The sequence below is a fragment of the Methanoculleus sp. MH98A genome, from assembly GCF_000691865.1.
GTDB lineage: Archaea > Halobacteriota > Methanomicrobia > Methanomicrobiales > Methanoculleaceae > Methanoculleus.
Map to the genome: position 1 here is coordinate 1 of NZ_JMIO01000259.1, position 1,189 is coordinate 1,189.

Below are 1,189 nucleotides of genomic sequence, written 5' to 3' on the forward strand. Positions count from 1 at the left end.
AGACGCGGGCGATCATGCCCGTCCACTATGGAGGATGCCCCTGCAGGATCCAGGAACTGCGCGAGATTGCCGATGACCATGATCTGCTCCTGATCGAAGACGCTGCCGAGGCCTTTGGAGCATCTATTCGCGGCAGGAAAGTCGGAACCTTCGGTGACTCGGCAATGATGAGCTTTTGTCAGAATAAAGTCATCACAACTGGCGAGGGCGGTGCAATCGTGACCGATTCCCGGGAAGTATACGAAAAGATGAAGCTCATCCGTTCTCATGGCCGTCTCGAAACCGCTGACTACTTCTCAACTACCGCAGTGATGGATTATGTCTCTCTCGGCTATAACTTCAGGATGTCGAATATCACAGCGGCACTGGGAATTGCTCAGCTGAACAAGGTCGAAGAGATCATCAGGATGAGGCGGGCTGATGCCGCTTACTATATCCAGCGGCTAAAGGCCGAAGTGCCGGATTGTGTCATCTCGGAACCCCCGGAGGACTATTTCCACGTATATCAGCTGTTCTCTATCCGGGTCAAAGACCGTGACGCACTGATGCAATACCTTGAGAACAAGGGAATAATGACGAAGGTATACTTCTCACCGGTTCACTATACATACTTCTACTGTTCCCAGGTGGGTGATTCATACAACCTGCCAATAACCGAAAAAGTTTCAGAAGATATCCTCAGCCTCCCCTTCTACCCCGGGATTTCTCGAGATGACATCGATTACGTGATAGATTCCATGAAGGAGTTTTATGGAGTGGCCTGAATGGACGAATATGAGTATTATCGCGGTAAATCGATCCTTGTGACAGGGGGCGTAGGGTCGATAGGCAAAGAACTCGTAAAAAACATCCTGAAAATGGATGTGAGTTCCCTCAGAGTTCTGGACAATAATGAGACCGGGTTGTTTGATCTGGGGCAGGAGTTAAGATCGGATAAAATCCGGTTGCTGGTCGGTGATGTCCGGGATAAGGAGCGATTAAAGCGTGCCATGGAAGGCGTCGACATAGTCTTTCATGCAGCGGCCCTGAAGCATGTTCCTCTCTGTGAGTATAACCCCTTCGACGCGGTCAAGACTAACATTCTTGGAACCCAGAATGTCCTCAACGTTGCCCTTGACGAAGAGGTTGAAAAGGTCATCGTCATAAGCACCGACAAAGCGGCTAATCCTGTAAACGTTATGGGCGCAAC

At 50.0% G+C, this 1,189-nt stretch carries 2 protein-coding genes; both read left to right on the forward strand.

Annotated features, from left to right (window positions below):
• A partial coding sequence (locus tag EI28_RS12885) for a DegT/DnrJ/EryC1/StrS aminotransferase family protein (protein WP_048115460.1) occupies positions 1-764 on the forward strand: 764 nt, incomplete at its 5' end.
• Positions 765-1,189 (forward strand): SDR family NAD(P)-dependent oxidoreductase (locus EI28_RS12890; protein ID WP_048115461.1); only part of this gene is annotated, 425 nt, incomplete at its 3' end.